This window comes from Variovorax sp. P2_H12, assembly GCF_056403395.1.
Genome location: NZ_JBFUFO010000205.1, coordinates 1 through 440 on the forward strand (window position 1 = coordinate 1; position 440 = coordinate 440).

The window sequence follows — 440 nt, forward strand, 5'->3', positions numbered from 1 at the left end:
TCCGGAAGTCTCGTGGCCCGGACGATGATGTCGAAGTTGGTACCACCGGCCACGAGGACATGCTTCCCGGCGATCACGGCTGCCCCAGACGGTAGCTCTCGAACAGGACATGCCGCACCAGCCGTTCCCTACTTCGGGGACTGCTCTGCTGCGGAAATGTCGCATGGGCGACAAGGTCGTGGACCAGTTCCTCGAATCTGTCGTCGTCCGAGCCGATGTCGTGGAATCCACGCATGAGTTCTCGGTGGAGCTCCCCCGGCTGCACCCTCAGCTCGTCGAGCCAGGACCGGTTGGCCATGAGAACGTTGGCCGCCGCCGCACGAAGTCCCGCCTGTGCACTGTGCGGAAGCATGTCCGAGTTGAGCAACTCGAAGTAGTCGTCGTCGTCACGGGCGTGCATCCGGAGATTCTGCCCGCCGACCGCCAGGACGTCCCTGTTC

Annotated in this window: 1 protein-coding gene; it reads right to left on the reverse strand. The window is 63.6% G+C overall.

Features of this window, described 5'->3' with window-relative positions:
* Window positions 1-73: 73 nt before the first annotated feature.
* Window positions 74-440, reverse strand: a 367-nt coding sequence (locus AC1DYK_RS35820; protein ID WP_478170588.1) for a hypothetical protein, incomplete at its 5' end; no start/stop codon positions are given.